Here is a 26305-nt window from a genome sequence, read left to right as displayed (position 1 = left end):
TAATGAAAATAGAATAATAGATAATGGAATGATACGAACGCCCTAATAGAATCAATGTTTTATATATTTACACTATTCTAAATATATAAACTTTAAAAAAATAGTATGTTAGCGTTTTCATAACTTTGAAGTTATGCTAGAATAAGGACATAAGTTATTAATTATTACAAAAAGAAAAAAGACTTTCTTTTTTCTGTTAATTATAAGGGGGCATTTCATTATGCGTATTGGAGTACCAGCAGAAATTAAAAACAACGAAAACCGTGTGGCAATGACACCAGCAGGTGTTGTACATTTAATTCGTAACAATCACGAAGTATTCATTCAAAAGGGTGCAGGTTTAGGATCTGGTTTCACAGATGCTCAGTATGTTGAAGCAGGAGCAAAAATTGTTGATACAGCTGAAGAAGCTTGGAACATGGAAATGGTTATGAAAGTTAAGGAACCAATTGAAAGCGAATACAAACACTTCAGTGAAGGTTTAATCTTATTCACATACTTACACTTAGCTCCAGAGCCAGAATTAACAAAAGCTTTAGTTGAGAAGAAAGTAGTTGCTATTGCATACGAAACAGTACAATTAGAAAACCGTTCATTACCATTACTTGCACCTATGAGTGAAGTAGCTGGTCGTATGGCTGCACAAATTGGTGCACAATTCCTTGAGAAAAACAAAGGCGGTAAAGGTATCTTACTTGCAGGTGTTCCAGGGGTTAAACGCGGTAAAGTAACAATTATCGGTGGTGGACAAGCTGGTACAAATGCTGCTAAAATTGCAGTTGGACTAGGTGCGGATGTAACAATCATCGACTTAAGCGCAGAACGTCTTCGTCAATTAGATGACATTTTCGGAAACCAAGTAAAAACTTTAATGTCTAATCCTTACAATATTGCAGAAGCTGTTAAAGAGTCTGATCTTGTAATCGGTGCAGTATTAATCCCAGGTGCAAAAGCGCCAAAACTTGTAACAGAAGAAATGATTAAATCAATGGAACCAGGTTCTGTTGTTGTTGATATCGCGATTGACCAAGGTGGTATTTTCGAAACAACTGACCGTATTACAACTCATGACAACCCAACTTACGAAAAACACGGCGTTGTTCACTATGCAGTTGCAAACATGCCAGGTGCGGTTCCACGTACATCAACTCTTGCATTAACAAACGTAACAGTACCATATGCAGTACAAATTGCTAACAAAGGCTACAAAGAAGCTTGCCTAGGCAATACTGCATTATTAAAAGGTATCAATACATTAGATGGCTATGTAACATTCGAAGCAGTTGCAGAAGCTCACGGTGTAGAGTACAAAGGTGCAGTAGAATTATTAGAAGCAACAACAGTATCTTGCTAATAGTAGCATTATACAAAACAAAATCGAACAATATATAAAACAACATGATAAGAGCTAAGAGATAACACCTCTTAGCTCTTCTTGGCAAAAGGGGGCATTCATCGTGGCCAACCTATTTAAAAAGAAATCCGTTACGCAATTGTTAGGGGAAAGTAAAAGTAAAACTTTGACGAAAACGCTAGGGGCATTTGACCTAACAATGCTAGGGATTGGTGCGATAATTGGTACAGGAGTTTTAGTATTAACTGGAATAGTAGCAGCAAGAGATGCTGGTCCGGCAGTTATTTTTTCATTCATGATTGCAGCAATTGTTTGTGGATTTGCAGCTTTATGTTATGCAGAGGTTGCGTCTACACTTCCTGTTTCAGGTAGTGTGTACACCTATTCATATGCGACAATTGGTGAATTTGTTGCCCATTTAATGGGATGGACATTACTATCCGTATATGTCGTAACAACTGCCGCGGTAGCTGGTGGATGGACAGGTTATTTCAATAATTTAGTGAGTGGATTAGGAATTGAAATTCCAAAAGAATTGTTAACGATTCCAGCGCAAGGTGGTATCGTGAACTTACCTGCAGTTATCGTTACGTTGGTGATAACTTGGTTATTATCACGAGGTACGAAAGAAAGTAAGCGTGTGAATAACATAATGGTATTAATTAAAATTGGTATTGTTGTTTTATTCATTGCAGTTGGTGTATTCTACGTGAAACCAGAAAACTGGATACCATTTGCACCGTATGGCTTAAGTGGAGTCTTTGCCGGAGGAGCAGCAGTATTCTTTGCTTTCTTAGGATTTGATGCATTAGCAACTTCTGCTGAAGAAGTAAAAAATCCGCAACGTGATCTACCGATTGGTATTATTACTTCGTTAGTGATTTGTACAATCATTTATGTTGTAGTTTGTCTTGTTATGACAGGTATGGTTTCTTATAAGGAATTAGATGTACCAGAAGCTATGTCATATGTACTAGAGGTTGTAGGACAAGATAAAGTAGCGGGTGTAATTGCTATTGGAGCTGTAATTGGTATTATGGCTGTAATTTTCGCTTACATTTATGCGACAACACGTGTATTCTTCGCTATGAGCCGTGACGGTTTATTGCCAAAATCTTTTGCGAAAATTAACCAGAAGACAGAAGCGCCAACATTTTCAGTTTGGATAACAGGAATTGGTAGTGCTTTAATTGCTGGATTTATCGATTTAAAAGAATTGTCGAATTTAGCGAATATTGGAGCATTATTAACATTTGCGATGGTTGGTGTAACTGTTATCATTCTTCGTAAAACGCATCCGAAATTACAACGTGGATTTATGGTACCACTTGTACCAATCTTACCGATTATTTCAGTTGCATGTTGTCTATTCTTAATGGTAAATTTACCATTAACAACATGGATATACTTCGGTATTTGGTTAGCACTTGGTGTAGTTGTATACTTTGTTTATTCGAAAAAACATAGTCATTTAAAAGACGATGGAAGTTCGCAGGATAATTTAGAAGAAGCTAATTAAAGGGATATAAAGTAGTAAGCCTTGTGCGTCTAGGGAGCGCGCAAGGCTTTTTTTGTGCAAATTGTGCATCCTTTTTTGTATGAGAATATAATGGATGCGAAAAATATGTGTACGTCTTTTTAAACTGGGAACGAAATATTCGAAAAAATGTATTAGATTTCATTGACACATATGAATAGATGCTCATATAATAAAGATATAAGACATATGAATGATTGTTCATATGTTCAAATGAAGAGGTGAGCTATAATGGCTGGAAATAAAGTAGAAACACCACAAGAGACATGTTCTCAAACGATAATTCATGAAGAAGTCGTTGATCAAGTAAAACAAACAATTCCAACTGATGAAAGTTTAAGTAAAGTAGCAGAACTATTTAAAGTATTAGGTGATCGTACACGTACGAGAATATTACATGCATTATTTGAAGCTGAAATGTGTGTTTGTGATTTAGCTTATTTATTAGGAATGACGCAATCTTCAATCTCACATCAGCTTCGTGTATTAAAGCAAGCAAAGCTTGTAAAGAACCGTAAAGAAGGAAAAGTCGTTTATTATTCGTTAGCTGACCAGCACGTAATTCATATTTTCGAGCAAGCGTTTGAACACGTAAATGAGGAAGAATAAAAAGGAACGCGAGGAGGGAGAACGATGGCTGAAGCATTAGTGAAAAAGAAACTGATGTTAGAAGGTTTAGATTGTGCGAACTGTGCGATGAAAATTGAAAAAGGTGTTGGGAATATAGAAGGAGTAAATTCTTGCTCGGTAAATTTCGCAACAAAGACAATGGTTTTAGAAACATCGAAAAATAAAGAAGACGAAGTTGTTACGGAAGCGAAGCAACTCGTTACAAAATTAGAACCGCATATTAAAGTGCAAGAAGAACAAAAAACAAAATCGGCAAAAGAAGTATTTATATTAGAAGGTTTAGATTGTGCGAATTGTGCAATGAAAATTGAAAATAAAGTTAAGGAAATGCCAACTGTTTCAGAAGCAACTGTTGATTTTGTATCAAAGAAATTACGAGTACAAGTTGCGAATAAAAGAGAATTAGAAGCGACTGTAGAAAATATAAAAAATGTTGTTCAAAAGTTAGAACCAGATGTAAAAGTTGTTCGTGAAGAGAAAACTGGACACGACCATGGGCACAGTCATGATCATGGTGATGGAAATGTGAAAAAGATGATAGGGCGATTAGTAGTTGGTGGAATTTTGACAGCAATTGCCGCCTTAGCTGGATTACCACAAATGATAACAATTCCGTTATTCGTCCTTGCGTATTTATTAATAGGTGGAGATATTGTCTGGAGAGCGGTAAGAAACATAACTCGCGGCCAAGTGTTCGATGAAAACTTTTTAATGGCAATTGCAACTGTAGGAGCTTTTGCAATTCAACAATATTCAGAAGCTGTTGCGGTAATGTTATTTTATCAAGTAGGGGAACTATTCCAAAGTATTGCGGTAAACCGCTCTCGAAAATCAATTACTTCATTAATGGATATTCGTCCTGATTATGCGAATGTGAAAGTTGGAAATGAAACGAAACAAGTATCACCAGAAGATGTGCAAATTGGTGATTATATTATCGTGAAACCGGGTGAGAAAGTACCATTAGATGGAAAAGTAGTTGAAGGAACATCAATGATGGATACTTCAGCACTCACAGGTGAATCGGTACCACGTGAAGTAGAAGTTGGGAATGATGTACTAAGTGGTTTTGTAAACCAAAATGGTGTATTAACAATTGAAGTTACAAAAGAATTCGGTGAATCAACTGTATCGAAAATCTTAGATTTAGTACAAAATGCAAGCAGCAAAAAAGCGCCGACCGAAAACTTTATTACGAAGTTTGCGCGTTATTATACTCCAGTCGTAGTTATTACAGCGGCGATCATGGCGTTCATTCCGCCACTTATTTTAGAAGGTGCTACATTCTCAGATTGGATTTATAGAGCGTTAGTATTCTTAGTTATCTCTTGTCCATGTGCGCTAGTTGTATCCATTCCACTTGGTTTCTTTGGAGGAATTGGCGGAGCATCTAAAAGTGGGATTTTAGTAAAAGGAAGTAACTATTTAGAAGCATTGAATGATGTGAAATATATCGTTTTTGATAAAACAGGAACATTAACAAAAGGTGTCTTTAAAGTTACGAAGATGGAGCCTAGTGAAGGCACTACAGCTGAAGAGCTATTAGAATATGCAGCATTTGCAGAAGTATATTCAAATCATCCGATTGCACAATCTATTCGAAATGCATATGGAAAATCAATCGATGAAAATGCTATTGAAGACTATAGTGAAATCTCTGGTCATGGTACGGTTGTAAAAGTACAAGGAAAAGAGATTTTTGCAGGTAATGCTAAATTAATGAGAAAAGAAAACATTACATTTAAACAACCAGAAACAGTAGGTACATTAGTTCATGTTGCTGTAGAGGGTAAATATGCAGGTTATATTGTTATCTCTGATGAGGTAAAAGAGGATTCAAAACAAGCAATTCAAAAGTTAAAAGAACTAGGTATTAAGAAAACTGTGATGTTAACTGGTGATGCAAAACCAGTTGGTGAAGCTGTTGGTAAAGAATTAGGCTTAGACGAAGTTCATGCAGAGTTATTACCACAACAAAAAGTAGAAGAGATTGAAAAAATCGATGCGGCAAAACACGGTAAAGAAAAGGTTGCATTTGTCGGTGATGGTATTAATGATACGCCAGTATTAGCACGAGCGGACGTTGGTATTGCGATGGGTGGCTTAGGATCAGATGCAGCAATTGAAGCTGCGGATATCGTTATTATGACTGATGAGCCTTCGAAAATTGCGACAGCTGTAAAAATTGCAAAACGTACAAGAAGCATTGTATGGCAAAATATAATATTTGCATTAGGTGTTAAAGGGTTAGTGTTATTACTTGGTGCGTTCGGTATTGCAACAATGTGGGAAGCGGTATTCTCAGATGTGGGTGTGACATTAATCGCAGTATTAAATGCAATGCGTGTATTACGAGTGAAAGATTTATAAAAAATAGGACGCGATTGCGTCCTATTTTTTATTGGTTATGTTGTTGAAATTGACTCAATAAAATAATATAATATTGAAATTTACAAATAAAATATATTTGCCTTCTTATCTTCGTATATTTTCCAAGAAAATATATATAGTATTGAAAAAACAGAGAAGGAGCAACTTCTCTGTTTATTTTTGTATGTTTTTTTCAACTTGTTCTCGAACAGTTTGAATGTAATTCATTTTATGATCCCAACATTCTTGGCTTAAATCGACAGGATACTCTTCGGGATTTAAAGTTCGCATATATTCCTCCCAAAAAAGCGCGAGACTCTGTTCGTTATATTTTTGAATATCTAGTATGCTTGGTAATTCGTATGTTCGTTTGCCGTTAACGAAAATGTCTTTATGCAGTTCGCATGCTTCAAAGTTTGTTACGAATTTACTTATATATGTGTGAACAGGATGAAACATTTTTAAGCGTTCTTCTGTTCCTGGTTCTTCAGCATCTAGTGCAATATAATCGCCTTCTGCATGATTGTTAACTCGATTGATAATACGATAAATTCGTTTAAGTCCTGGAGTAGTAATCTTTTCTGGGTTAGATGAGATTTTAATCGTATCATTTAATTTTCCGTCAGTATCTTCAATCGCAACTAGTTTATAGACAGCCCCTAATGCTGGTTGCTCAAATGACGTAATCAATTTCGTTCCAACACCCCATACATCAATTTTAGCTCCCTGAGATTTTAAATGCATAATTGTGTATTCATCTAAATCGCTAGAAGCGATAATTTTTGTATTTGTAAATCCAGCATCATCAAGTAATTTTCGTGCTTTTTTTGATAAATATGCCATATCTCCGCTATCAAGACGGATGCCATAGAAATCAATGCGATCCCCAAATTCTTTTGCAACACGAATTGCATTTGGAACACCTGATTTTAAAGTGTCGTATGTATCGACAAGAAAAACACACTTTTTATGTGTCTCAGCATATTTTTTAAACGCAACATATTCATCACGATATGCTTGAACGAAAGAGTGGGCATGAGTACCGGCTACAGGGATGCCAAAAAGTTTTCCTGCACGAACGTTACTTGTAGATGAAAATCCACCAATAAAGGCAGCTCGTGTTCCCCAAAGGGCAGCATCAAACTCATGAGCACGTCTTGTACCGAATTCTAAAAGTTCGTCGTTATTTGCAGCGTGCTTCATACGTGCAGCTTTTGTGGCAATTAATGTTTGGTAATTCACAATATTTAAGAGTGCAGTTTCAATAATTTGTGCTTCACCGAGCGGTGCATCAACACGTAATAAAGGCTCGTTATTAAAAACAACTTCACCTTCTTGCATACTACGAACCGTTCCGGTGAATTTCATATTTTTTAAATAATGAAGAAATTCTTCTTCAAATTGTAATTCTGCTAAATAAGCGATATCGCTTTCGGTAAAACTGAAATTTTCTATGTACTCTACAATTTTCTCAAGGCCAGCAAAAACAGCATAGCCGTTTTCAAATGGAAGCTTTCGAAAATATAAATCAAACACAGAACGGCGATTATGAATACCGTCTTTCCAATATGTATAAGCCATATTGATTTGATATAAATCTGTATGTAAGGCATAACTATCGTCTTTATAATAATTCATCGCGAAAACACCTCCATAATTTGGTTATAGTATACCAATTTTTCCTCGTTCGTAGCAAAGAAGGAATATGAAATGAAGTCAAGAGAGAAAAAAATGAAATAATGCATATTTTTTAGAAAATTAGCATTTATCAATTTATATTTCGCTAGATTTTATGTATTATTAGAGTAATGGGGGTAATGAGAATGGAGGAGGACAATGCAACAAACATTAGAAAAAATAGGCAAACAAGTCTTTTACAAACGGCTACAGCAAAAAATGACACAAGAAGAATTATGTCAGGGCATTTGTTCTGTCTCATATTTAAGTAAAATAGAAAATGGAAAGATCGAAGCATCAGAAGAAATTCTACAATTGCTCTGCGCAAGGTTAGAAATTGCTGTGACGGATTTGAGAGATGTGGAAGAAGATGTGAAGGTGAAGCTGGATGAATGGTTGAATGCACTAGTTCATTTGGACAAGCAACAGGTAGAACGTATATATGAAGACTTACAAGGTGAAATGAAGCATGTTTTAGATTTTGAAATTATAAATTATTATAAGTTACTTTATACACGATATTTAATTATGAAAAGGGATTTTTCTGCTGTTGAAGAAGAATTGGATAGATTGAAGAAAGTGTACAAGAAATACTCACCTTTTCAGAAGATGTTGTATACGTATAGTAAAGCTCTATTACTTAGTTTGCAATATAAGCATAAAGAAAGTTTGGAGTATTTAATTGAGACAGAAGAAATGGCTAAGGAGCAAGGGTATTATGAAACGGGGATATATTATAACTTGAGTCTAGCGTATAGTCATCTAAATATACCACATTTAGCTATGCATTTTGCCCATATTGCTATGGAAGGATTCCGTAATGAATATAAATTCCGTTATGTAATCAATTGCCAAACAATTATTGCTTTAAGTTATGTAGAAAAAGCGCAATATGAAGAAGCTCTAAAGATTTATGAAAGTATATTACGAGAAGTAGATTCTTTTGCGGAAAAAGATATGATTAAAGCTATGACTTTAAATAATATGGGAGAATTATATCATTATAAAAATGAGCATGATAAATCAAAGAACTATTTTCTTCAAAGTTTTGAATTACAGAAGATAGTCAATATGAATTATATTGAAACGATTTATGGACTTGCTAAACAATGCATTCATCTTAAACGTTATGAAGAGGCACAGGAATGGATAGAAAAAGGAATTGATTGCTCACGTAGTGATGAGAAATATAATAAAATGATTTATTCGTTTTTTATATTTAAGTATAAATATTTTGGAGAACCTCAAGAATTTAAGAGGTTCTTAGAGAATGAAGCTATTCCGTTCTTTAAGAGTGTAGGTAGTATGAAAGAATTGAAAAATGCTTATTTAGAACTAGCTATGTATTTGGAGAATGAATTTAAGTATGAAGAAAGTAATAAATATTATAAAGAAGCTATTAAAGTTTTAGAAGAAAAGGAGGAGTTGAATTGAAAAAGCGTATGTATGGTGTGGTGGGAATGAGTATAGTTGCAATTTTGTCTTTAGGGGTTAACTATTCTAATCCAGATATATATGGAGTGAAGTCTCTTAAAGAAAAATCAGTAAATTACTCTAATCCAGATATATATGGAATGAAATCTTTAAAAGAAGGAAGCATAAACTACTCTAATCCAGATATCTATGGTTTTAATTTTTCGAAAGAAAAAGTTATAAATTATTCTAATCCAGATATTTATGGTTAAGAAAATAACGAGAACCCCTTTCCAACCGGAAAGGGGTTTTTTTCAATATTTGTTCATCAAAATTCTACAAAACTTGAGAAAATAATTAATTGAATTTTTAGTATATTAATAGTGGAAACATAGTGCTAATATGAAACTACTCTTTTTCAAAAAAATTTTTATTAGGGGGAAGGTTCATGAAAAAGAAAAGTTTAGCGTTAGTGTTAGCGACAGGAATGGCAGTTACAACGTTTGGAGGGACAGGCTCTGCGTTTGCAGATTCTAAAAATGTGCTCTCTACGAAGAAGTATAATGAGACAGTACAGTCACCTGAGTTTATTTCTGGTGATTTAACTGGAGCGACTAGCAAGAAAGCGGAATCTGTTGTGTTTGATTACTTAAATGCAGCAAAAGGTGATTACAAGCTAGGAGAAAAGAGTGCGCAAGATTCTTTTAAAGTGAAACAAGTGAAAAAAGATGCTGTAACTGATTCAACAGTAGTACGTATGCAACAAATTTATGAGGGAGTACCTGTATGGGGGTCTACTCAAGTAGCTCACGTAAGTAAAGACGGTTCTTTAAAAGTGTTGTCTGGAACAGTTGCACCTGATTTAGACAAAAAGGAAAAGTTGAAAAATAAAAATAAGATTGAAGGCGCAAAAGCAATTGAAATCGCGCAGCAAGATTTAGGAGTAACACCGAAATATGAAGTAGAACCAAAAGCGGACTTATATGTATACCAAAACGGTGAAGAAACAACATATGCATACGTTGTAAATTTAAACTTCTTAGATCCAAGTCCAGGAAACTACTACTATTTCATTGAGGCAGACAGCGGTAAAGTTTTAAATAAATACAATAAACTTGATCATGTAAATGATGATAAGACACCGGTGAAACAAGATGCTCCTAAACAGGATGCAAAAGCAGCTGGAAAACCTGTAACTGGAACAAATAAAGTAGGGACAGGTAAAGGGGTATTAGGTGATACAAAATCCCTTAATACAACGTTATCTGGATCGTCTTACTACTTGCAAGATAATACGCGTGGAGCAACAATCTTTACGTATGATGCGAAAAATCGTACCACGTTGCCTGGAACTTTATGGGTAGATACAGATAATGTTTTCAATGCAGCGTATGATGCAGCAGCAGTTGATGCTCATTACTATGCGGGTAAAACATATGATTATTATAAAGCTACATTTAATAGAAATTCTATTAATGATGCAGGGGCATCACTGAAATCAACTGTGCATTATGGAAGAAATTATAATAATGCATTCTGGAACGGTTCACAAATGGTATACGGAGATGGTGATGGTGTAACATTTACTTCGTTATCTGGTGGAATTGATGTAATTGGGCATGAATTAACACATGCTGTTACGGAAAATAGCTCGGATTTAATTTATCAAAATGAATCAGGAGCGTTAAATGAAGCAGTTTCAGATATTTTTGGTACGTTAGTAGAGTACTATGATAATCGTAATCCAGATTGGGAGATTGGTGAAGATATTTACACACCTGGTAAAGCAGGAGACGCGCTTCGCTCTATGAGTGATCCAGCGAAATATGGTGACCCAGACCATTATTCTAAGCGTTACACTGGTACTAGTGATAATGGTGGTGTTCATACAAACAGTGGCATTATTAACAAACAAGCTTATTTATTAGCAAATGGCGGTACGCATTCAGGTGTAACGGTAACTGGTATCGGAAAAGACAAATTAGGTGCAATTTACTACCGTGCAAACACGCAATATTTCACACAATCTACTACGTTTAGCCAAGCGCGTGCTGGTTTAGTGCAAGCTGCAGCTGATTTATATGGTGCTAGCTCTGCGGAAGTAACAGCAGTTAAGCAATCATTTAGTGCTGTTGGTGTAAACTAAGGTTTTAAGAGATAGTTGTTAATAACATACCTCAAAAATAAAGAAGGAGCATAGGCTCCTTCTTTATTTTTTTCTCCATTTTTTCCACAAATACAACAATCCAATGCAACCTGCGATTGCTACAATCCACTTCGCTTCATTTGTCCCATTTATGACATGGTAGGCAGAATATACCTCGATCAATAAAGCCGGTATTTTACCTATTGTACTGGCAATACTGAAGGAGAGTAATGACATTTTTCCTAGAGCTGCAAATAAAGTAACAATACCTGATGGAATGAAAGGGATGAGGCGAAAGGATAGAACGAGTAGAAAGGCCTCGTTACCTTCTACATAAAGGAGGCGTTCTACCTTTGGGTACTTATTTACTTTGTTGTGAGTGAATTTCTGAAGGCCTATGCGATAAATGTAAAACGAGATAATAGCCCCTAATGCCTCACCTGTGATCGAAATGATTGTTCCATTTGTTACACCAAAGAGCTGTATATTAATAGCGGTCAAAAAAATACTAGGGATAAAACCTAAAAGACTGATGATGATGTTGATTACGATACTAAGTGGAATTGCGATGGAATAATAGTCTGTTAAGAAATTTTGAATTGTTTCGGCCATTGTTTAAAATCCTTTATCTTTTTTTGCATTACACCATATTTCTATTGTATCAGCAAGTGTAAATTTACATAATGTAGAAAAATGTTGATAAAACGGCATTTATATACCTTATATGGGTATTAGGTATATAAAACAAGGGGTATATTTAAGTGCCGTGAAAAATACCTAATAAAACCTTTATTTAAGGCGTTTGTTAGGTATTTTTATTGGTATTTTATTTCGGGAAATAATTCGAAAAACATAGGGGTATATTTTGGAAAGGGTCAAAAATAGTGGTTTGATGAAACTAGGGTGAGAATAGGGCAAAATAGATGAGGAATTTAAAAAATGTGTATGTTTTTTCGGTGTGAAATTGACTTTTAGTGAAGTTACGATAATAATCATGAAAGAGGTGATACGATGAAACGAATAAGTAGTCTTTTCTTGAGTAGTTTATTGGCACTAATGCTGATCTTAAGTGGATGTGCAGGAAAAGAACAAAAAACAGAGAAACAAACAGGGAATCAAGCTACATCAGTAGAAAAAATTAGTGATAATATTTTAGATGAAATGGAAGGGCCACCTAAAAATGGCCATACGATTGAAAGGCATGTAGGTAGATCAGAAGAAGATTTGAAGAATCGCTTGAAGACAGATAAAGTATCAGCAGCAAGTACATACTATGACAAGGAAACAGCGACGAAAGCTGTAAAAGATAGTTTGAATCAGCATGATAAAGAAATTCAAGATTGGTTGAAAAATTCTAAAGAGGCTCGTCTCGTATTAAATACAACTCATTCATTCCCAGTTGGAAAAACGGTAATCAAGAAAAATATGAATGTAAAAGACAAGTTAGTAAAAACAGTTACTGTTTTAGCGAGAGATAAGTCAGGGGAATTAGGATATAAGATCATTACTTCTTATCCAACTGATAAATAAGAAGGGGGAGTACATATGTATACGACATTACAATACTTTCTTAAATCGTACTGTACGTTAAGTATTCATGAGGATGAAATAGCGAGCGTGATGGAAGAATTTATAGAGCAAGAGGATGAAGAGATTGTTTTGAAATTGCGCGATGAATTAGTAACTATGAAAAAAAAGAACGCATGGGAAGAAGCGTGCGTATTAGCTGCGAAGCAAGGGAATCGTATGTGGTCTTTAGAAGAAACGAAGGACCATCTCGAAACTTTTATACTATTATTGCAAAAGAAAAGGCGTGATTAGATCACGCCTTTTCTTTTGCTTTTTGAAATTTGTCTGTTTGATAGTATCTCATTGTTTTGGGGCACTTTTATATACGCTTTTTGAAATTTGTCCATTTGATATTACTTCACCGTTTTGTGTTACTTTTTTATACGTAACCGCTGTTATTTTATCACCAGTATTACTAATTACTTGAGAAGAAACTTCAACATTTTTACCAGTATTTGTACCGAAAATGCGCGTAGTAATACTACCTCCATTTGAAAATGCTTGAATATAAATATGATTACCTGTATTGTTTTTAAATTTTAAATCCGGACCATAATCTGCCACTGCTGCATCTTGCCCAAGTGGCAAATAATTTACGGGCATAGAATGATTGCTTCGAGAAACAATTCCTAAATCTGCCCTTAAAGCTGCACTATATAAAGTACTACTGACTTGGCAAACGCCCCCGCCTGCACTTTGTATCACTTTACCTTGTGAATATACTGCTGCGGATTTATAACCATGTGCCGCATCAGTTACGCCAACACGGCCATTAAAACTAAACGTTTCATCAGGGGCTACAATAACTCCACTTAAAGTATTAGCTGACTTATTTACGTTAAAGGATTGATTGCCATTACGACCAGCCATTGGAGTCGAGTATTCAGCGATTACTTCTTTAATCCCCATTTTTTGTATATCTTCTGTAGATCGCTCAGGTTTTATGAGTGTAACTGGTAATGTAACGTCTGATGTGCCAGCAGTAATGGCTTGTTTCGTTAAATCAGTTAGTTTTCCTTTATCAATTTTTTCTCCATTTTGACTTTGGCTAATATTTACGGTAGAACCTTCAACATTTAATTCTGCATTAACAGGATTTTTTAATGTTTCATTATATTTGTCCTTTATAAAGCTTTCGTAAGTTGTTGTATTTAATTTTGATGTTAATTTATAGTCACGTTTTAATTCGCCATTTTCAGCTTGTTTACGCATGTTATAACGATTAATCATATTGCCTTCTTGTTCTTTAAAAATGGTGTCGGCAATTTCTTCCCCATTATATTCCACGCCTAAATCTTTCCATATATATGTTTGTTTATCATCTTGGGATACGTAGTTAAGAGATTTTTGATCTAATTCATTCACCTTTTGATTAATAATAGCTTGAATATCTGCTTTATTTTTTCCATCAAGAGAAATGCCTTCAAATGTAGTGTTTGGTAATGCGGTAGTATTTAATTGGGTATTTAATGCAGATACATATTGATAGCCACCAATACCACCTATACAAAGTAATATGCCACCAGCGATAGCTGAACCGATTAGTATTTTACCTCTCTTCATTTATTTCCCCCCCAGAAAAATTTGTATAAATATATGTATTACATTTTTTGTATAAAAATGATGAAAATAACAGTATGTATGTCCTAGTATACTATCATTTTCACTATGTGTGTAATGTTTTTATAAAAAATGTTACACTGTTGTAATAATTGTCTCTTTTTGTCACAATATGTGTGAAAAATATGTTGAAAATTATAATAAAAAGGCTNNAGCCTTTTTATTATAATTTTTTATGTTCATTTTTATTCGTAACACCGAGATGTTCTTGAAGGGTTGTCGATATATCATTGACGCTTTTTTCGTCTGGAACGTAATAATAAATACCATCTATATATTTATCGGTACCTTCTACTTGCAGTTTATCCATTTTTAAATCTGAACCCATTGAATTCTTTGCAATTGCCATCATATCATCAAAAGTTAAATTTGTTTTTAAGTCGTTATCGACAGCATCTAGTAGGCCACCGATTTTATTAATGGAATTAAGGGATAGTGCTTTTTCAGCGATAGCTTCTAAAACAAGTTGTTGTCGTTGACCGCGCATATAATCACTGTCGATATGACGAGTTCTCGCTAGTGCAAGTGCTTCTTCGCCATTTAAATGTTGACGTCCTTTTTCTAGATGAATTGCATTCGGTTCGTCTTTACTATTTTGTTCTGTGAATTCAACTGGAACGTCGACAGTAATACCACCAAGGGAATCAACAATTTTAATAAATGATTTAAAGTTGAATTTTACATAATAGTCAACTGGAACATCTAAAAAGTTCTCTACTGTATCAATCGTGCTGTCTACGCCACCGAATACGTGTGCGTGTGTAATTTTATCGTATTTATCACGTGATTTAATGTAGACACGTGAGTCACGTGGAATGCTGACAAGTTTAACGGATTTATCATTTTTATTAATTGTTGCCAGTAATAGCGCATCCGTACGAGTTGCTTTTCCGTAATTCTTGTCCCTAATATCACTTTCGTCAACACCCATAATAAGTACGGAAATGTTATCAGTCATAGGTTTAACAGCTTTTTCACGTTTGCTTGATTTATCTCCTCGTCCTAGTTCAGCATAAGCATTACTTAAAACGGATTTTGCTTTACTGTATATATGGAAGGAGTAGCCTCCTGCTCCGAGTGCTACAATCAGTAAGGGAATAAGAAGGAGCCAAAGTAGGCGTTTTTTCTTTGAGCGTCCTTTTTTGGCTCGTGTATCTTTGTTCATGTCGGATTTCATCATTTTTTCTCCTTTAAAACTATCAAAGTGTATACATCTAAAAGTGTATTCAAACACATAAAAAATATTGTACGCTAAATAAAAGAGATTGTACATGTATAAAAAATAGACGTCTCGATTATTTATAAGACATCTATTCGTTATTGTATACAAAAGATAGGGATAAGAAAATGATAAAATTTTACCTTATTACAGCATAATGCTTACGATAATCGCAGATAAAATACTAACGAGAGTAGCTCCGTATAGTAATTTTAAACCAAATCGTGCAACAACGTTTCCTTGTTCTTCGTTTAATCCTTTTACCGCACCGGAAATTATTCCAATAGAAGAGAAATTGGCAAAAGAAACGAGGAAGACGGAAATTATACCAACTGTGCGGGGAGAAAGGCTGTTGGAAATTTTACTAAGGTCTATCATGGCTACAAACTCATTTGTTACAAGCTTCGTTGCCATAATGCTACCAGCTGTGACAATTTCAGAACTTGGTACACCAATCAGAAATGCAACAGGAGCAAATACATAGCCGATTAATTGCTGGAAAGTAATGCCGAATATAATGAGGAATAGGTCATTAATGCAACTCATTAATGCAACGAATCCGATGAGCATAGCGCCAACGACAATGGCTACGCGAAAACCATCAAGAATATATTCTCCAAGCATTTCAAAGAAACTTTGCTTTTCACCTTTTATTTCCAAAATATCTTCCTCATCTTTAACGTCGTAAGGGTTAATGATGAGGACAATAATAAAGCCGCTAAATAAATTGAGAACGAGGGCGGTTACTACATATTTTGGTTCGATCATCGTCATATAGGCACCGACAATGGACATGGATACTGTTGACATAGCAGAGGCGCAAAGTGTATAAAGTCGATGTTTGGGAATTTGGGCTAATTGTTTTTTCACCGTAATAAAAACTTCTGATTGGCCGACAATGGCAGAGGCAATCGCGTTATAAGATTCTAATTTCCCGAGGCCGTTTATTTTACTAAGGAAATAACCAATCCAACGAATAAAAAACGGTAGTATTTTAAAATGTTGTAATATACCAATTAAGACGGAAATAAAGACAATTGGTAATAATACAGTAAGGAAAAATGGCATTTCGCCTTTATTTGCAAGACCGCCAAATACAAAGTTTATACCATCAGCAGCATACGCGAGTAGCTTTGTAAATAGGCTGGAAATGATTGTGATAAGTACAAGTCCGATTTCTGTATTTAATAATAAATAGGTTAAAATTAACTGTATAATAAGCATGATAAAAATTGGTTTGAATTTAATATGTTTTTTATTGTTACTAGCAATGTAGGTAAGGAAAAAAACAACGATAAGTCCAACGAAAAAAGTGATAAATTTCATAGTAAGCCCCCTAAAAGAGATATTCTGCTATATATGTTTGTCATTTCAAGGGAGAATATGCATCTTTGGTAAAGAAAGGAATAGAGGAATCATGAATATATGTAGAGTACATCACGTTGCAATTATTTGCTCAGATTATGAAATATCAAAGGATTTTTATACTAGGATATTAGGTTTCAAAGCGATAAATGAAGTATATAGAGAGGAAAGAAATTCTTATAAGCTAGATTTATGCGTAGGAGAAGAGTATCAAATTGAATTATTTTCATTTCCAAGTCCGCCTGACCGCGCAAGCTTTCCAGAAGCTGCTGGGCTTAGACACTTAGCTTTTGCTGTTACTGGTATAGAAGAAGCTGTTAAACATTTAAACCGATGTGATGTTGAGACGGAATCGATACGTATTGATGAAATAACGGGGAAAAAATTCGTTTTTTTCCAAGATCCTGACGGTTTGCCATTAGAATTGTATGAGGACTGAAAATTGGTGAATTTTATATAGGGTTGCTTTCAAGTAAATGAAGAAACTAAAGTGAAACTTCTTTTTTAAAGGAGGTGTAACTTTAGCTAAGAAAAGCTAAAGGACATATGTGGATATTTTAAAATTATTGATGGTAGCTGTTCTTATTGCGCTAACAGGTTTTTTTGTAGCTGTAGAGTTTGCAATTATAAAGGTGCGTAGCAGTCGTATCGATCAACTCGTTAGTGAAAAAAGACGAGGCGCATTGGCAGCTAAAAAAGTAACTTCAAATTTAGATGAGTATTTATCGGCATGTCAGTTAGGAATTACGATTACTGCTTTAGGGCTCGGGTGGTTAGGAGAACCGACGATTAAACATTTACTCGAACCACTGTTTTTAAAATTGGATTTATCTCCTGCAATTGCAAGTACAGTTTCATTTATTATTGCCTTTGCAGTTATTACGTTTTTACATGTTGTAATTGGTGAACTTGCTCCAAAGACTTTTGCAATCCAAAAAGCAGAGCAAGTTAGCTTATTATTATCAAAGCCCCTTATTTATTTTTACCGAGTTATGTATCCATTTATTTGGGTTTTAAATGGCTCTGCACGATTTGTGACAGGCTTATTTGGCTTACATCCGGCTTCTGAACATGAAGTTGCGCATTCTGAGGAGGAACTAAGGTTAATCTTGTCTGAGAGTTATGAGAGTGGCGAGATTAATCAAACTGAATTTAAATATGTAAATAACATCTTTGAATTCGACAACAGGGTAGCAAAGGAAATCATGGTACCTCGTACTGAAGTTGTTGGTTTATATGAAGATGAGCTGTTTGAGACACATATTAAAGTAATCGCACAAGAAAAATATACGAGATATCCAGTATTTGGTGAAGATAAAGATGAAATTATTGGGATGGTTAATGTCAAAGATTTATTTATTCATTATATGGATGGTAATCGAGATGAAGAGTGTTCGATTACACCATATACACGTCCAGTTATTGAAGTGTTAGAAAATATCGCAATCCATGATTTATTATTGCAAATGCAAAGAAGGCACATTCCATTAGCTGTACTATATGATGAATATGGTGGTACAGCAGGGATTGTTACGTTAGAAGATATTTTAGAAGAAATTGTCGGAGAAATCCGAGATGAATACGATGAAGATGAGCATCCACCGATAGAACATATAAGTGAAGGTTGTAAAATTGTAGAGGGGAAAGTGCTTATTAGTGAAGTAAATGATTTATTTGGCGTACATTTGGTCGCTGATGATGTTGATACAATCGGTGGCTGGATTATGGTACAAAAGCAAATCGTTGCTGAGGGGGATATTATTGAGAAACACGGCTTTTCTTTTAAAGTTCTTGAAAAGGATATGCATCAAATTAAGCGAGTTGAAATAAAGAAAGTAGAAGAATGAATGGATTTTCTATTATATAAACTTTAATAAAAAGGATATATAGAAAAATAAATGTTTGCGCTTTCAAAATATGTACTATATAGTGAAGGTGGATACTGAAGAATTCTTTTTAATGATACTCGTAGTTTATAGGGCGAATTCTTTAGATAAGGATTTAGAATGAAAAGTATAGGTGATGAAAAATGATAGCAACGAAGGATATACGTATAGAAAAAGATTTTTTAGGTGAAAAGGAAGTACCGAGTGTAGCTTATTATGGTGTACAAACATTACGTGCCGTAGAAAACTTTCCGATTACAGGATATCGCATTCATCCGTCACTCATTACGGCAATGGCAATTGTAAAAAAAGCGGCAGCGCTTGCGAATATAGATACAGGTTACTTAGCTAAAGATATCGGCCAAGAAATTGCAGAAGCTGCACAAGAGATTGTAGATGGGAAGTTCCATGATCAATTTATCGTAGACCCAATTCAGGGCGGGGCAGGGACTTCAATTAATATGAATACTAATGAAGTAATTGCTAATAGAGCGTTAGAACGTATGGGGTACGAAAAAGGTGAATATGCGAAAATTAGCCCAAACACTCATGTGAACATGGCGCAATCAACAAATGATGCGTTCCCAACTGGGATTCATATTGCAACTCTTATGATGCTAGAAGAACTTCTTGTTACAATGGAAGGACTTCATACTGCTTTTCGTGATAAGGCAAAAGAGTTTGATCATGTTATTAAAATGGGGCGTACGCATTTACAAGATGCAGTTCCGATTCGTCTTGGACAAGAATTTGAAGCATATAGCCGCGTGCTTGAGCGTGATATAAAAAGAATTAAGCAGTCTCGTCAACATTTATATGAGGTGAATATGGGTGCGACAGCTGTTGGTACGGGACTAAATGCAAACCCTATGTATATTGAACAAGTGGTTAAACACTTGCGAACATTTAGCGGATTCCCACTTGTTGGTGCAGAGCATTTAGTTGATGCAACGCAAAACACAGATGCATATACAGAAGTATCTGCATCACTAAAAGTATGTATGATGAATATGTCTAAAATTGCAAATGATCTTCGTATTATGGCATCTGGTCCACGTGTTGGATTGGCGGAAATTCAATTACCAGCTCGTCAACCAGGTTCATCTATTATGCCGGGGAAAGTAAATCCAGTTATGGCAGAAGTAATTAACCAAGTTGCTTTCCAAGTAATTGGAAATGACCATACAATTTGCTTAGCGTCAGAAGCTGGGCAATTAGAGTTAAATGTAATGGAGCCAGTACTCGTATTTAATTTAATTCAATCTATAAGTATTATGAACAACGGATTCCGTGTATTCCGTGAATATTGTATTAAGGGTATTACAGCGAATGAAGAGTTACTGAAACAATATGTTGAGAAAAGTGTTGGAGTTATTACAGCGGTGAATCCTCATATTGGTTATGAAGCAGCATCTCGCATTGCACGTGAAGCGATTGCGACAGGAAAATCTGTTAGGGAGCTATGTTTAGAACATGGTGTACTTACAGCAGAAGAGCTTGATATTATTTTGGATCCATACGAAATGACGCATCCTGAAATTGCGGGAGCCTCTTTATTAAAGAATAAAAAAATGTAATGAAAAAAGCACCGATCCATTTGGATCGGTGCTTTTTTTTAGAAGATATTAAATACAGCGTTTAATTGCAGTAAGCTAATAACAGCTAAGAAGATTAAACTGTATTTCATTGCTGTTTTAAATAAGGCAGATTCTTGACCAACTAGTCCAACTGCTGCGCAAGCAACCGCTACAGATTGTGGTGAAACCATTTTTGCCATTGTACCACCTACTACGTTTAATGCAACGAGTGTAGAAGGAACGATGTTTAACTGGTCTGCTGTTACTGCTTGAAGTGGTGCGAATAATGAACCACTTGATACTACTGATCCTGTAATGAATACGCCAATCCATCCTAAGATTGGAGAAAGAACTGGGAATGCATTACCAGTAGAAGAGAATGCAAGTCCAAGTGTAGATGACATACCAGAGTAGTTCTCTACGTAAGCTAAAGCGATAACGCTACAAATTGTATATACTGGAGCTTTTAGTTCTTTTATTGTTTCAAACATTAATTCTTTAACCATTTTACCTTTTACGCGATAAACGATAAGTGAAACGATAATTGCTAGTACGATCGCAGTAGTTGTAGAAGAGAATACATCGAATTTGAAAATTGCTGCGAAAGGTGTATCTGCTTTTGTAATTGGTGTAGTTTTCATAACCACATTATGAAGACCAGGGAATTGAATGTTAAACACTAAGTTTGCTAATGGACCATCCGGAGCAAATAAAGCTTTAATCGGTTTTAAATTAAAGATTGTTACGAATGCAGTTAAGAATACGAATGGAGACCAAGCATATAAAATTTGATTGAATGTATGAGATTCTTTTGCTTCTTGTTTTTCTTCTTTTTTAGAAGATTTTGGCTGCCAAACACGTAAGAATAATGCAAGTGATACCATACTTACAACGGCTGCGAAAATATTAGTAAGTTCTGCACCTAAGAAGTAAGTTACAAGGAACTGAGTAATGGCGAAAGAAACACCACTTACAAGAATACCTTGCCAAGTTTCTTTAATACCTTTCATTCCATCGACCATTGAAACAAGTAAGAAAGGTAAAATAATGCTAATGAAAGGTAAAATAATAACAGTTTGACGACCGATAGTTAATGGATCTAATTGAGTTAATTGTGCTGGCACTGTAACTGGAATACCCATAGCACCCATAGCGCCACCAGCGATGTTGGCTACTAAACAAATACTTGCTGCTTTTAATGGATTAAAGCCCATACCTACAAGTAGTGCAGCTGTAATAGCAACTGGAACCCCTAGACCAGCTGCGCCTTCTAAGAAAGCACCGAAAGAATAAGCGATTAATAATACTTGTAGACGTTGATCATTTGTAATGCTTGAAATACTATCACGAATGATATTGAATTGCTCTGTTTTAACAGTTAATTTATAAAGGAAAATTGCTGCGATAACGATAGTACAAATTGGATAAAATCCAGATAAAACACCGAATCCGGCAGATGCTACAGCTACTGTTGCTGGCATTTTATAAACAAATATAGCAAGAATAATAGCGACAATCACACTGTAAAGACCAGCCATGTAACTTTTCATTTTGAGTCCCATTAAACAAATGATGAAGCAGAAAATTGGAAGTGCTGCGATTAGTGCAGATAACCAAATATTGTTTAATGGGTCATAAATTTGTGTCCAAGTACTCATAATAATGACAACTCCTATCTATTTATATGTGAAGAAATTCACATTATTTGTGAAACTATTCACAATCAACTTACATGCTTAGTATATTCTCCTTCAACACTATTGTCAACGTAAAAAAGTATAATTATTCCATAATAGTGTTTGAAGTAACATTTTGTTCATAAAGTAGACAAAAAACGTACTCCACTCTATTTGAGTGTGCGGTATAAATTATTTGCATATTCCTTTATTTGTTCATATGTCATTGTCTCTACAGGAATATATTAGATGACGTCTTTGTATCGAGTATAGAGGGTATTTATTTTTATTATTTGATCAATAAGGAAAGGTAAGGGGGAGTTATCCCGTAAAATCCCGATTAGTGTGGGATAATAATCAGTGTGGGATGGACAAGACACCCACTGATAAAAGTTTCGAATAACAGTTCAGGTGATTGCAATATTAATTAAAACAACAATGAGCCGATTTTTAATATTACATTACCTCTTTTTACTGAAAATTCCTTTTAGCGTAACAAAGAGATTAAATATGGTTCAACTACGTTACGATAGGTTATCAATTATAGACGGTATTTTACAATATCGTTACTGTACGTTTCAATGAGGTGAAAATATAACAAAAAGCTTGATAAAACAACGTTTGTAAGCAAAGTAATCATAACCCTTACTTTTGCTTTTTCGTTATATCATATAGTATAATATTCAAAATCAGCAGGGATTTTTTCCTGAACTCTTTGCTGATGAAAGTGGAAAAATTTTTCAGCTTTCTAGGTTGATAAAGTTATGTCGTAACAGGAAATATAAGAACAGATATATAAATAAATAAAAAGAAAATAAAAACGAAAATGAGGGGAACTTTATGAGCCAAAATCAATTCGAATGTCGTATTTCAGAAGAAGATGTACAAATGTTAAGAGCGTTAGCGCATCCATTGCGTCTACGCTTAGTAATGGAACTAATGCAGCGTGGAACTTGTAATGTAACACAATTACAGGAAGTATTAGAAATTCCGCAATCAACGGTTTCACAACATTTAACGAAATTAAAGCAAAATAAAGTAGTACGCTTTGAAAGAAGAGGATTAGAAGTGTATTATCAAGTTCATAATGATAAAGTAAGTGAAGTAGTAAAAACATTATTTTCTTAAAATTTGAATATTTTGGAAAGGGACGTGTGAAATATACGTCTTTTTTATTTGGAAAAAAAGACTATTAATCAACATGCTGGTTGATGGAATATATTCTGAAGGGAAAAGAAAAGATAGAAAGGAGTGTTGTAAGCAAAAGGAGGAATAATATAATGGATGTAAAACGTGTGAAACAAATATTATCTTCTTCAAGTAGAATTGATGTTACATATGAGGGAGTCCCCGTATGGATTGAGAGCTGTGATGAGCAGAAGGGGAGCGCTCAAGTGTATGATGTATCCAACCCAGGAGAGAGCGTTCACGTGGACGTGACGGCTTTAGAAGAGAGGTAATAAAAAAGACGCTTCTAATTTTAGAAGCGTCTTTTTTGTGTTATTCCATCATACTTGCAACTTTTTTAGAGCAGAGAAGAAGTACAACTCCTAGGACGATAACGATAATACCGATACTTGCAAATACTTCAAGATAGCCTAATGATTGTGTAAAGGAAGCAAGTTTACCAGCTAACCAGTTAGCCATACCTGAACCAGCTAACCATACACCCATTAGTAATGATGCTAATTTAACAGGTGCAATTGCACTTACCATTGATAGACCGATTGGTGATAAGAATAGTTCGCCAATTGTATGGAACATATAAGTGATAACGATGAATAATAAGTTTGCTTTAACAGTTATATCAGCTTCATTACTTCCAGTTTTTAGAACCGCTAATGTTAAAACAAGGTAACCTATACCTAGTAAAATCATACCAAATGCCATTTTTGTTGGTATTTTTAAATCGCCGCGCTTTGATTTAGAAAGTTTTAACCATAGCATAGATACGAATGGTGCGAATAGTACGATGAATGCTGGATTAACGGATTGGAACCAAGATGTTGGAACTTCCCATCCGAAAATTGTACGATCAACAAATTTATCTGTATAAAGTGTTAAAGAACTACCAGCTTGTTCAAAGCCTGCCCAGAAGAATACTACGAAACAAGTTAAAATTACAATTGCCCAAGTGCGATTTTTTTCTTGTTTTGTTAAAGGTTTCTTTTCGGTTGCAGGTTGATTTTTTGTTTTTTTACCAACAACTGTTGTTCCTGCTGTACCAAGGTAGCGAGGAGCTAATAAGTTGAAAACAATTTGTCCAATAATCATACCGATACAAGCTGCTAAGAATCCGTATTTATATCCCATAACCATAACGCCATCAACACTTGTTTTAAAGAAATCTTCTGCTAAAAATCCACAAATAAGTGGAGCGAAGAAAGCACCTACGTTAATACCCATATAGAAGATAGTAAATGCACTGTCACGACGTGAATCATTTTCGTCATACAATTCACCTAACAGTGTAGAAATATTTGGTTTGAAGAATCCATTACCAATAACTAATAGTACTAATCCAAGGAATAGTCCTGTTTTTGTATTCATGGAGAATAGTACAAAGTTACCAATCGCCATAATAATTCCGCCGAGAGTAATGGCATGACGTCTCGTAATATAATGATCAGTTAGCCATCCGCCTATAATTGGCATGAAATATACTGCCGCTGTAAAAGTACCATATAATTGCACTGCAACTGCCTTATCAAATCCTAATCCGCCACTAACGGCAGCAGTTGTTAAATAAAGAACTAAAAGGCCGCGCATTCCATAATAACTAAATCTTTCCCACATTTCTGTTAAGAACAACAAATATAATCCTGGTGGATGTTTTTTTGGTGATTGTTGTTCTCCAGCTTTGTCTAATTTTAAAGCTGAATCCATGTTTGTTTCCCCCTAATCCTGTATAACGGATATTTATGTAATTATTTTAATTCACAAAATATTTAGAAGTCAATAGAATTATATGGAAATAGAAAGAAAATTTCTGAAATAATTCATTTTGTCTTCAACCGTTATTGTATTTTTCCCTGAAAACGAGATAATAAGCGTTTTCAAATGTAGTAATTGAATTCTAAAAGAAAGTAAAATAGTGATTAATCAGAAAATTTAGATTAGAATATCTATTCCGATATAGAGAAAATACACTGTATTTACTTTTATAATATAACATATTGGGAATAAAAATACAAAATGAAATAATGTGACACTTCAGTGAAATGAAAAAACCAGCTCCATAAAAGAGGGAGCTGGTTTTTTTATTATTTAATAAAGCGTTTTTCAATGTCGTCTAGCATTAAGTTCGCAGCTATTACACCGCCAGCTGTATTCCAAATTACATCATCAACTTTATATACTTTATTGTTTTTAGAAGCATTTAAATTTTTGAATAGAGGATCGTTTATATAATCTTTCTCTAATTCAGAACCTTTTTTCTCATTACCTTTATCGTATGTGAAGTAGAAGATGATATCTCCATCCATTGCAGGGATACGCTCTTTAGACACATTACGTTCTGCAAAGTCATTTTTATTTTGATCACCAGGGCGTTTGAAACCAAGCTCTTTTAAAATAACGCCAGAGAATGTATCGCCATGATAAATACGAACATCACCAGGCATGAAGCGGACCATAGAGATTTCCTGATTTACTTGATCTCCAAGTTTTCCTTGTAAGTCTTTTATACGTTTTTCGTAATCAGCTAAAACCTTTTGACCTTCTTTTTCTTTATTTACTGTTTTTGCATAAAGTTTGAAATTATCTTTCCATTCACCACGCAGTGTTTCTGAAAAAACAGTAGGAGCAATAGCATTTAATTGCTCATATACTTTTTCATGGCGAAGTTTGTTACCGATGATTAAGTCAGGTTTTAAAGAAGCGATTGTTTCCACATTAACTTGAAGCTCAGTACCGACAGTCTTTACATCTTTTAGTTTATCCTTCGTATGTGGATACCATGGGTTCCCAGTAGGTGCTTCAGCAGCGCCTACTGGCGTTACACCAAGGGCAAGTAAAGCTTCCGTTCCTTCATTTGTTAAGACAACTATGCGCTTTGGATTAGCAGGAACTTCTGTTTTACCCATTGCGTGTTCAACCGTAATCATTTCTTTTTTATTATCTTCTTTTGTTGTTTCTTCTTTGGTATTTGACTTTCCACAAGCACTTAAAAGCAGTGAAAATGCTAGTAGAAATACAAATAATGTAAACGATTTCTTTTTCGTGAAATTCATTATGTACCCCCTACATACTGAGAATATATTTCAA

The 26305-nt window shown here is 34.7% G+C and carries 22 protein-coding genes; 14 read left to right on the top strand and 8 right to left on the bottom strand.

Annotation, left to right across the window (positions count from 1 at the left end; genetic code table 11):
* The first annotated feature begins 220 nt into the window (after positions 1-220).
* The 4 genes from ald to COC96_RS07910 all read left to right on the top strand — a co-directional run bounded on the left by ald (position 221) and on the right by COC96_RS07910 (position 5891).
* The gene (gene ald / locus COC96_RS07925) at positions 221-1354 is read left to right on the top strand and encodes an alanine dehydrogenase (protein ID WP_098269265.1); all 1134 of its coding nucleotides are present in this window, start codon (positions 221-223) and stop codon (positions 1352-1354) included.
* Between the two features lie 103 nt (positions 1355-1457).
* The gene (locus tag COC96_RS07920; RefSeq protein ID WP_098269264.1) at positions 1458-2873 is read left to right on the top strand and encodes an amino acid permease; all 1416 of its coding nucleotides are present in this window, start codon (positions 1458-1460) and stop codon (positions 2871-2873) included.
* 249 nt (positions 2874-3122) lie between these two features.
* On the top strand, positions 3123-3500 hold the full coding sequence (locus tag COC96_RS07915) for an ArsR/SmtB family transcription factor (protein ID WP_000918377.1): 378 nt from the start codon (positions 3123-3125) through the stop codon (positions 3498-3500).
* Positions 3501-3524: 24 nt separating this feature from the next.
* Positions 3525-5891, top strand: coding sequence for a heavy metal translocating P-type ATPase (locus COC96_RS07910; RefSeq protein ID WP_098269263.1), 2367 nt, complete (start codon positions 3525-3527; stop codon positions 5889-5891).
* A 174-nt stretch (positions 5892-6065) separates the two neighbouring features.
* On the opposite strand, the gene COC96_RS07905 is transcribed toward COC96_RS07910, so the two are convergent.
* Complete coding sequence (locus COC96_RS07905; RefSeq protein WP_098269262.1) at positions 6066-7529, bottom strand: nicotinate phosphoribosyltransferase; 1464 nt, start codon at positions 7527-7529, stop codon at positions 6066-6068.
* 198 nt (positions 7530-7727) lie between these two features.
* Between COC96_RS07905 and COC96_RS07900 the strand changes: the two genes are divergently transcribed.
* From COC96_RS07900 to COC96_RS07890, 3 genes are all read left to right on the top strand, one after another.
* On the top strand, positions 7728-9002 hold the full coding sequence (locus COC96_RS07900) for a tetratricopeptide repeat protein (RefSeq protein ID WP_098269261.1): 1275 nt from the start codon (positions 7728-7730) through the stop codon (positions 9000-9002).
* The gene (locus tag COC96_RS07895) at positions 8999-9253 is read left to right on the top strand and encodes a Phr family secreted Rap phosphatase inhibitor (protein ID WP_098269260.1); all 255 of its coding nucleotides are present in this window, start codon (positions 8999-9001) and stop codon (positions 9251-9253) included. Before COC96_RS07900 ends, COC96_RS07895 begins: the two co-directional genes overlap by 4 nt.
* Positions 9254-9429: 176 nt before the next feature.
* Positions 9430-11127: a M4 family metallopeptidase gene (locus COC96_RS07890; RefSeq protein ID WP_098768628.1), complete on the top strand. Its 1698-nt coding sequence runs from the start codon at positions 9430-9432 to the stop codon at positions 11125-11127.
* Positions 11128-11190: 63 nt separating this feature from the next.
* Here the strand turns inward: COC96_RS07890 and COC96_RS07885 are convergent, their stop codons facing one another.
* Positions 11191-11739 carry a TVP38/TMEM64 family protein gene (locus COC96_RS07885; protein WP_098269258.1) on the bottom strand — a complete coding sequence of 183 codons (549 nt, stop codon included), beginning with the start codon at positions 11737-11739 and terminating at the stop codon, positions 11191-11193.
* A 399-nt stretch (positions 11740-12138) separates the two neighbouring features.
* On the opposite strand from COC96_RS07885, the gene COC96_RS07880 reads away from it, so the two are divergent.
* Both COC96_RS07880 and COC96_RS07875 read left to right on the top strand, forming a co-directional pair.
* Positions 12139-12657: an RNase A-like domain-containing lipoprotein gene (locus COC96_RS07880; protein ID WP_098768627.1), complete on the top strand. Its 519-nt coding sequence runs from the start codon at positions 12139-12141 to the stop codon at positions 12655-12657.
* Positions 12658-12672: 15 nt separating this feature from the next.
* Positions 12673-12948: a hypothetical protein gene (locus COC96_RS07875; protein ID WP_098768626.1), complete on the top strand. Its 276-nt coding sequence runs from the start codon at positions 12673-12675 to the stop codon at positions 12946-12948.
* A 48-nt stretch (positions 12949-12996) separates the two neighbouring features.
* On the opposite strand, the gene COC96_RS07870 is transcribed toward COC96_RS07875, so the two are convergent.
* The 3 genes from COC96_RS07870 to COC96_RS07860 all read right to left on the bottom strand — a co-directional run bounded on the left by COC96_RS07870 (position 12997) and on the right by COC96_RS07860 (position 16861).
* A complete protein-coding gene (locus tag COC96_RS07870; RefSeq protein WP_098269255.1) occupies positions 12997-14259 on the bottom strand; it encodes a VanW family protein in 1263 nt (420 codons plus the stop codon).
* Positions 14260-14479: 220 nt separating this feature from the next.
* Positions 14480-15496: an LCP family protein gene (locus tag COC96_RS07865; protein ID WP_141536045.1), complete on the bottom strand. Its 1017-nt coding sequence runs from the start codon at positions 15494-15496 to the stop codon at positions 14480-14482.
* A 186-nt stretch (positions 15497-15682) separates the two neighbouring features.
* Positions 15683-16861: a NupC/NupG family nucleoside CNT transporter gene (locus tag COC96_RS07860; RefSeq protein WP_098768625.1), complete on the bottom strand. Its 1179-nt coding sequence runs from the start codon at positions 16859-16861 to the stop codon at positions 15683-15685.
* A gap of 91 nt (positions 16862-16952) precedes the next feature.
* Here COC96_RS07860 and gloA2 point away from each other — a divergent pair, with 91 nt between their 5' ends.
* The 3 genes from gloA2 to aspA all read left to right on the top strand — a co-directional run bounded on the left by gloA2 (position 16953) and on the right by aspA (position 20363).
* The gene (gene gloA2 / locus COC96_RS07855) at positions 16953-17339 is read left to right on the top strand and encodes an SMU1112c/YaeR family gloxylase I-like metalloprotein (protein WP_098269252.1); all 387 of its coding nucleotides are present in this window, start codon (positions 16953-16955) and stop codon (positions 17337-17339) included.
* 109 nt (positions 17340-17448) lie between these two features.
* Positions 17449-18747 carry a hemolysin family protein gene (locus COC96_RS07850; protein ID WP_098269251.1) on the top strand — a complete coding sequence of 433 codons (1299 nt, stop codon included), beginning with the start codon at positions 17449-17451 and terminating at the stop codon, positions 18745-18747.
* Between the two features lie 182 nt (positions 18748-18929).
* Positions 18930-20363, top strand: a complete 1434-nt coding sequence (gene aspA, locus COC96_RS07845) for an aspartate ammonia-lyase (protein WP_098269250.1) — start codon at positions 18930-18932, stop codon at positions 20361-20363.
* A 38-nt stretch (positions 20364-20401) separates the two neighbouring features.
* On the opposite strand, the gene COC96_RS07840 is transcribed toward aspA, so the two are convergent.
* Positions 20402-22021 carry an L-lactate permease gene (locus COC96_RS07840; RefSeq protein ID WP_098269249.1) on the bottom strand — a complete coding sequence of 540 codons (1620 nt, stop codon included), beginning with the start codon at positions 22019-22021 and terminating at the stop codon, positions 20402-20404.
* An 858-nt stretch (positions 22022-22879) separates the two neighbouring features.
* Here COC96_RS07840 and COC96_RS07835 point away from each other — a divergent pair.
* Positions 22880-23167 (top strand): ArsR/SmtB family transcription factor, encoded by a 288-nt coding sequence (locus tag COC96_RS07835; RefSeq protein ID WP_098269248.1) that lies wholly within the window; start codon positions 22880-22882, stop codon positions 23165-23167.
* A 152-nt stretch (positions 23168-23319) separates the two neighbouring features.
* Complete coding sequence (locus tag COC96_RS07830; protein WP_002169177.1) at positions 23320-23499, top strand: acid-soluble spore protein H; 180 nt, start codon at positions 23320-23322, stop codon at positions 23497-23499.
* Positions 23500-23539: 40 nt separating this feature from the next.
* Here COC96_RS07830 and COC96_RS07825 read toward each other — a convergent pair whose 3' ends face one another.
* On the bottom strand, positions 23540-24925 hold the full coding sequence (locus COC96_RS07825) for a peptide MFS transporter (protein WP_098269246.1): 1386 nt from the start codon (positions 24923-24925) through the stop codon (positions 23540-23542).
* Between the two features lie 377 nt (positions 24926-25302).
* The gene (locus COC96_RS07820; protein ID WP_098269245.1) at positions 25303-26271 is read right to left on the bottom strand and encodes an ABC transporter substrate-binding protein; all 969 of its coding nucleotides are present in this window, start codon (positions 26269-26271) and stop codon (positions 25303-25305) included.
* Between the last annotated feature and the right edge of the window lie 34 nt (positions 26272-26305).

The sequence above is a fragment of the Bacillus cereus genome (genome assembly GCF_002577405.1).
GTDB lineage: Bacteria > Bacillota > Bacilli > Bacillales > Bacillaceae_G > Bacillus_A > Bacillus_A cereus_AU.
This window is presented reverse-complemented; position numbering and strand designations above follow the sequence as displayed.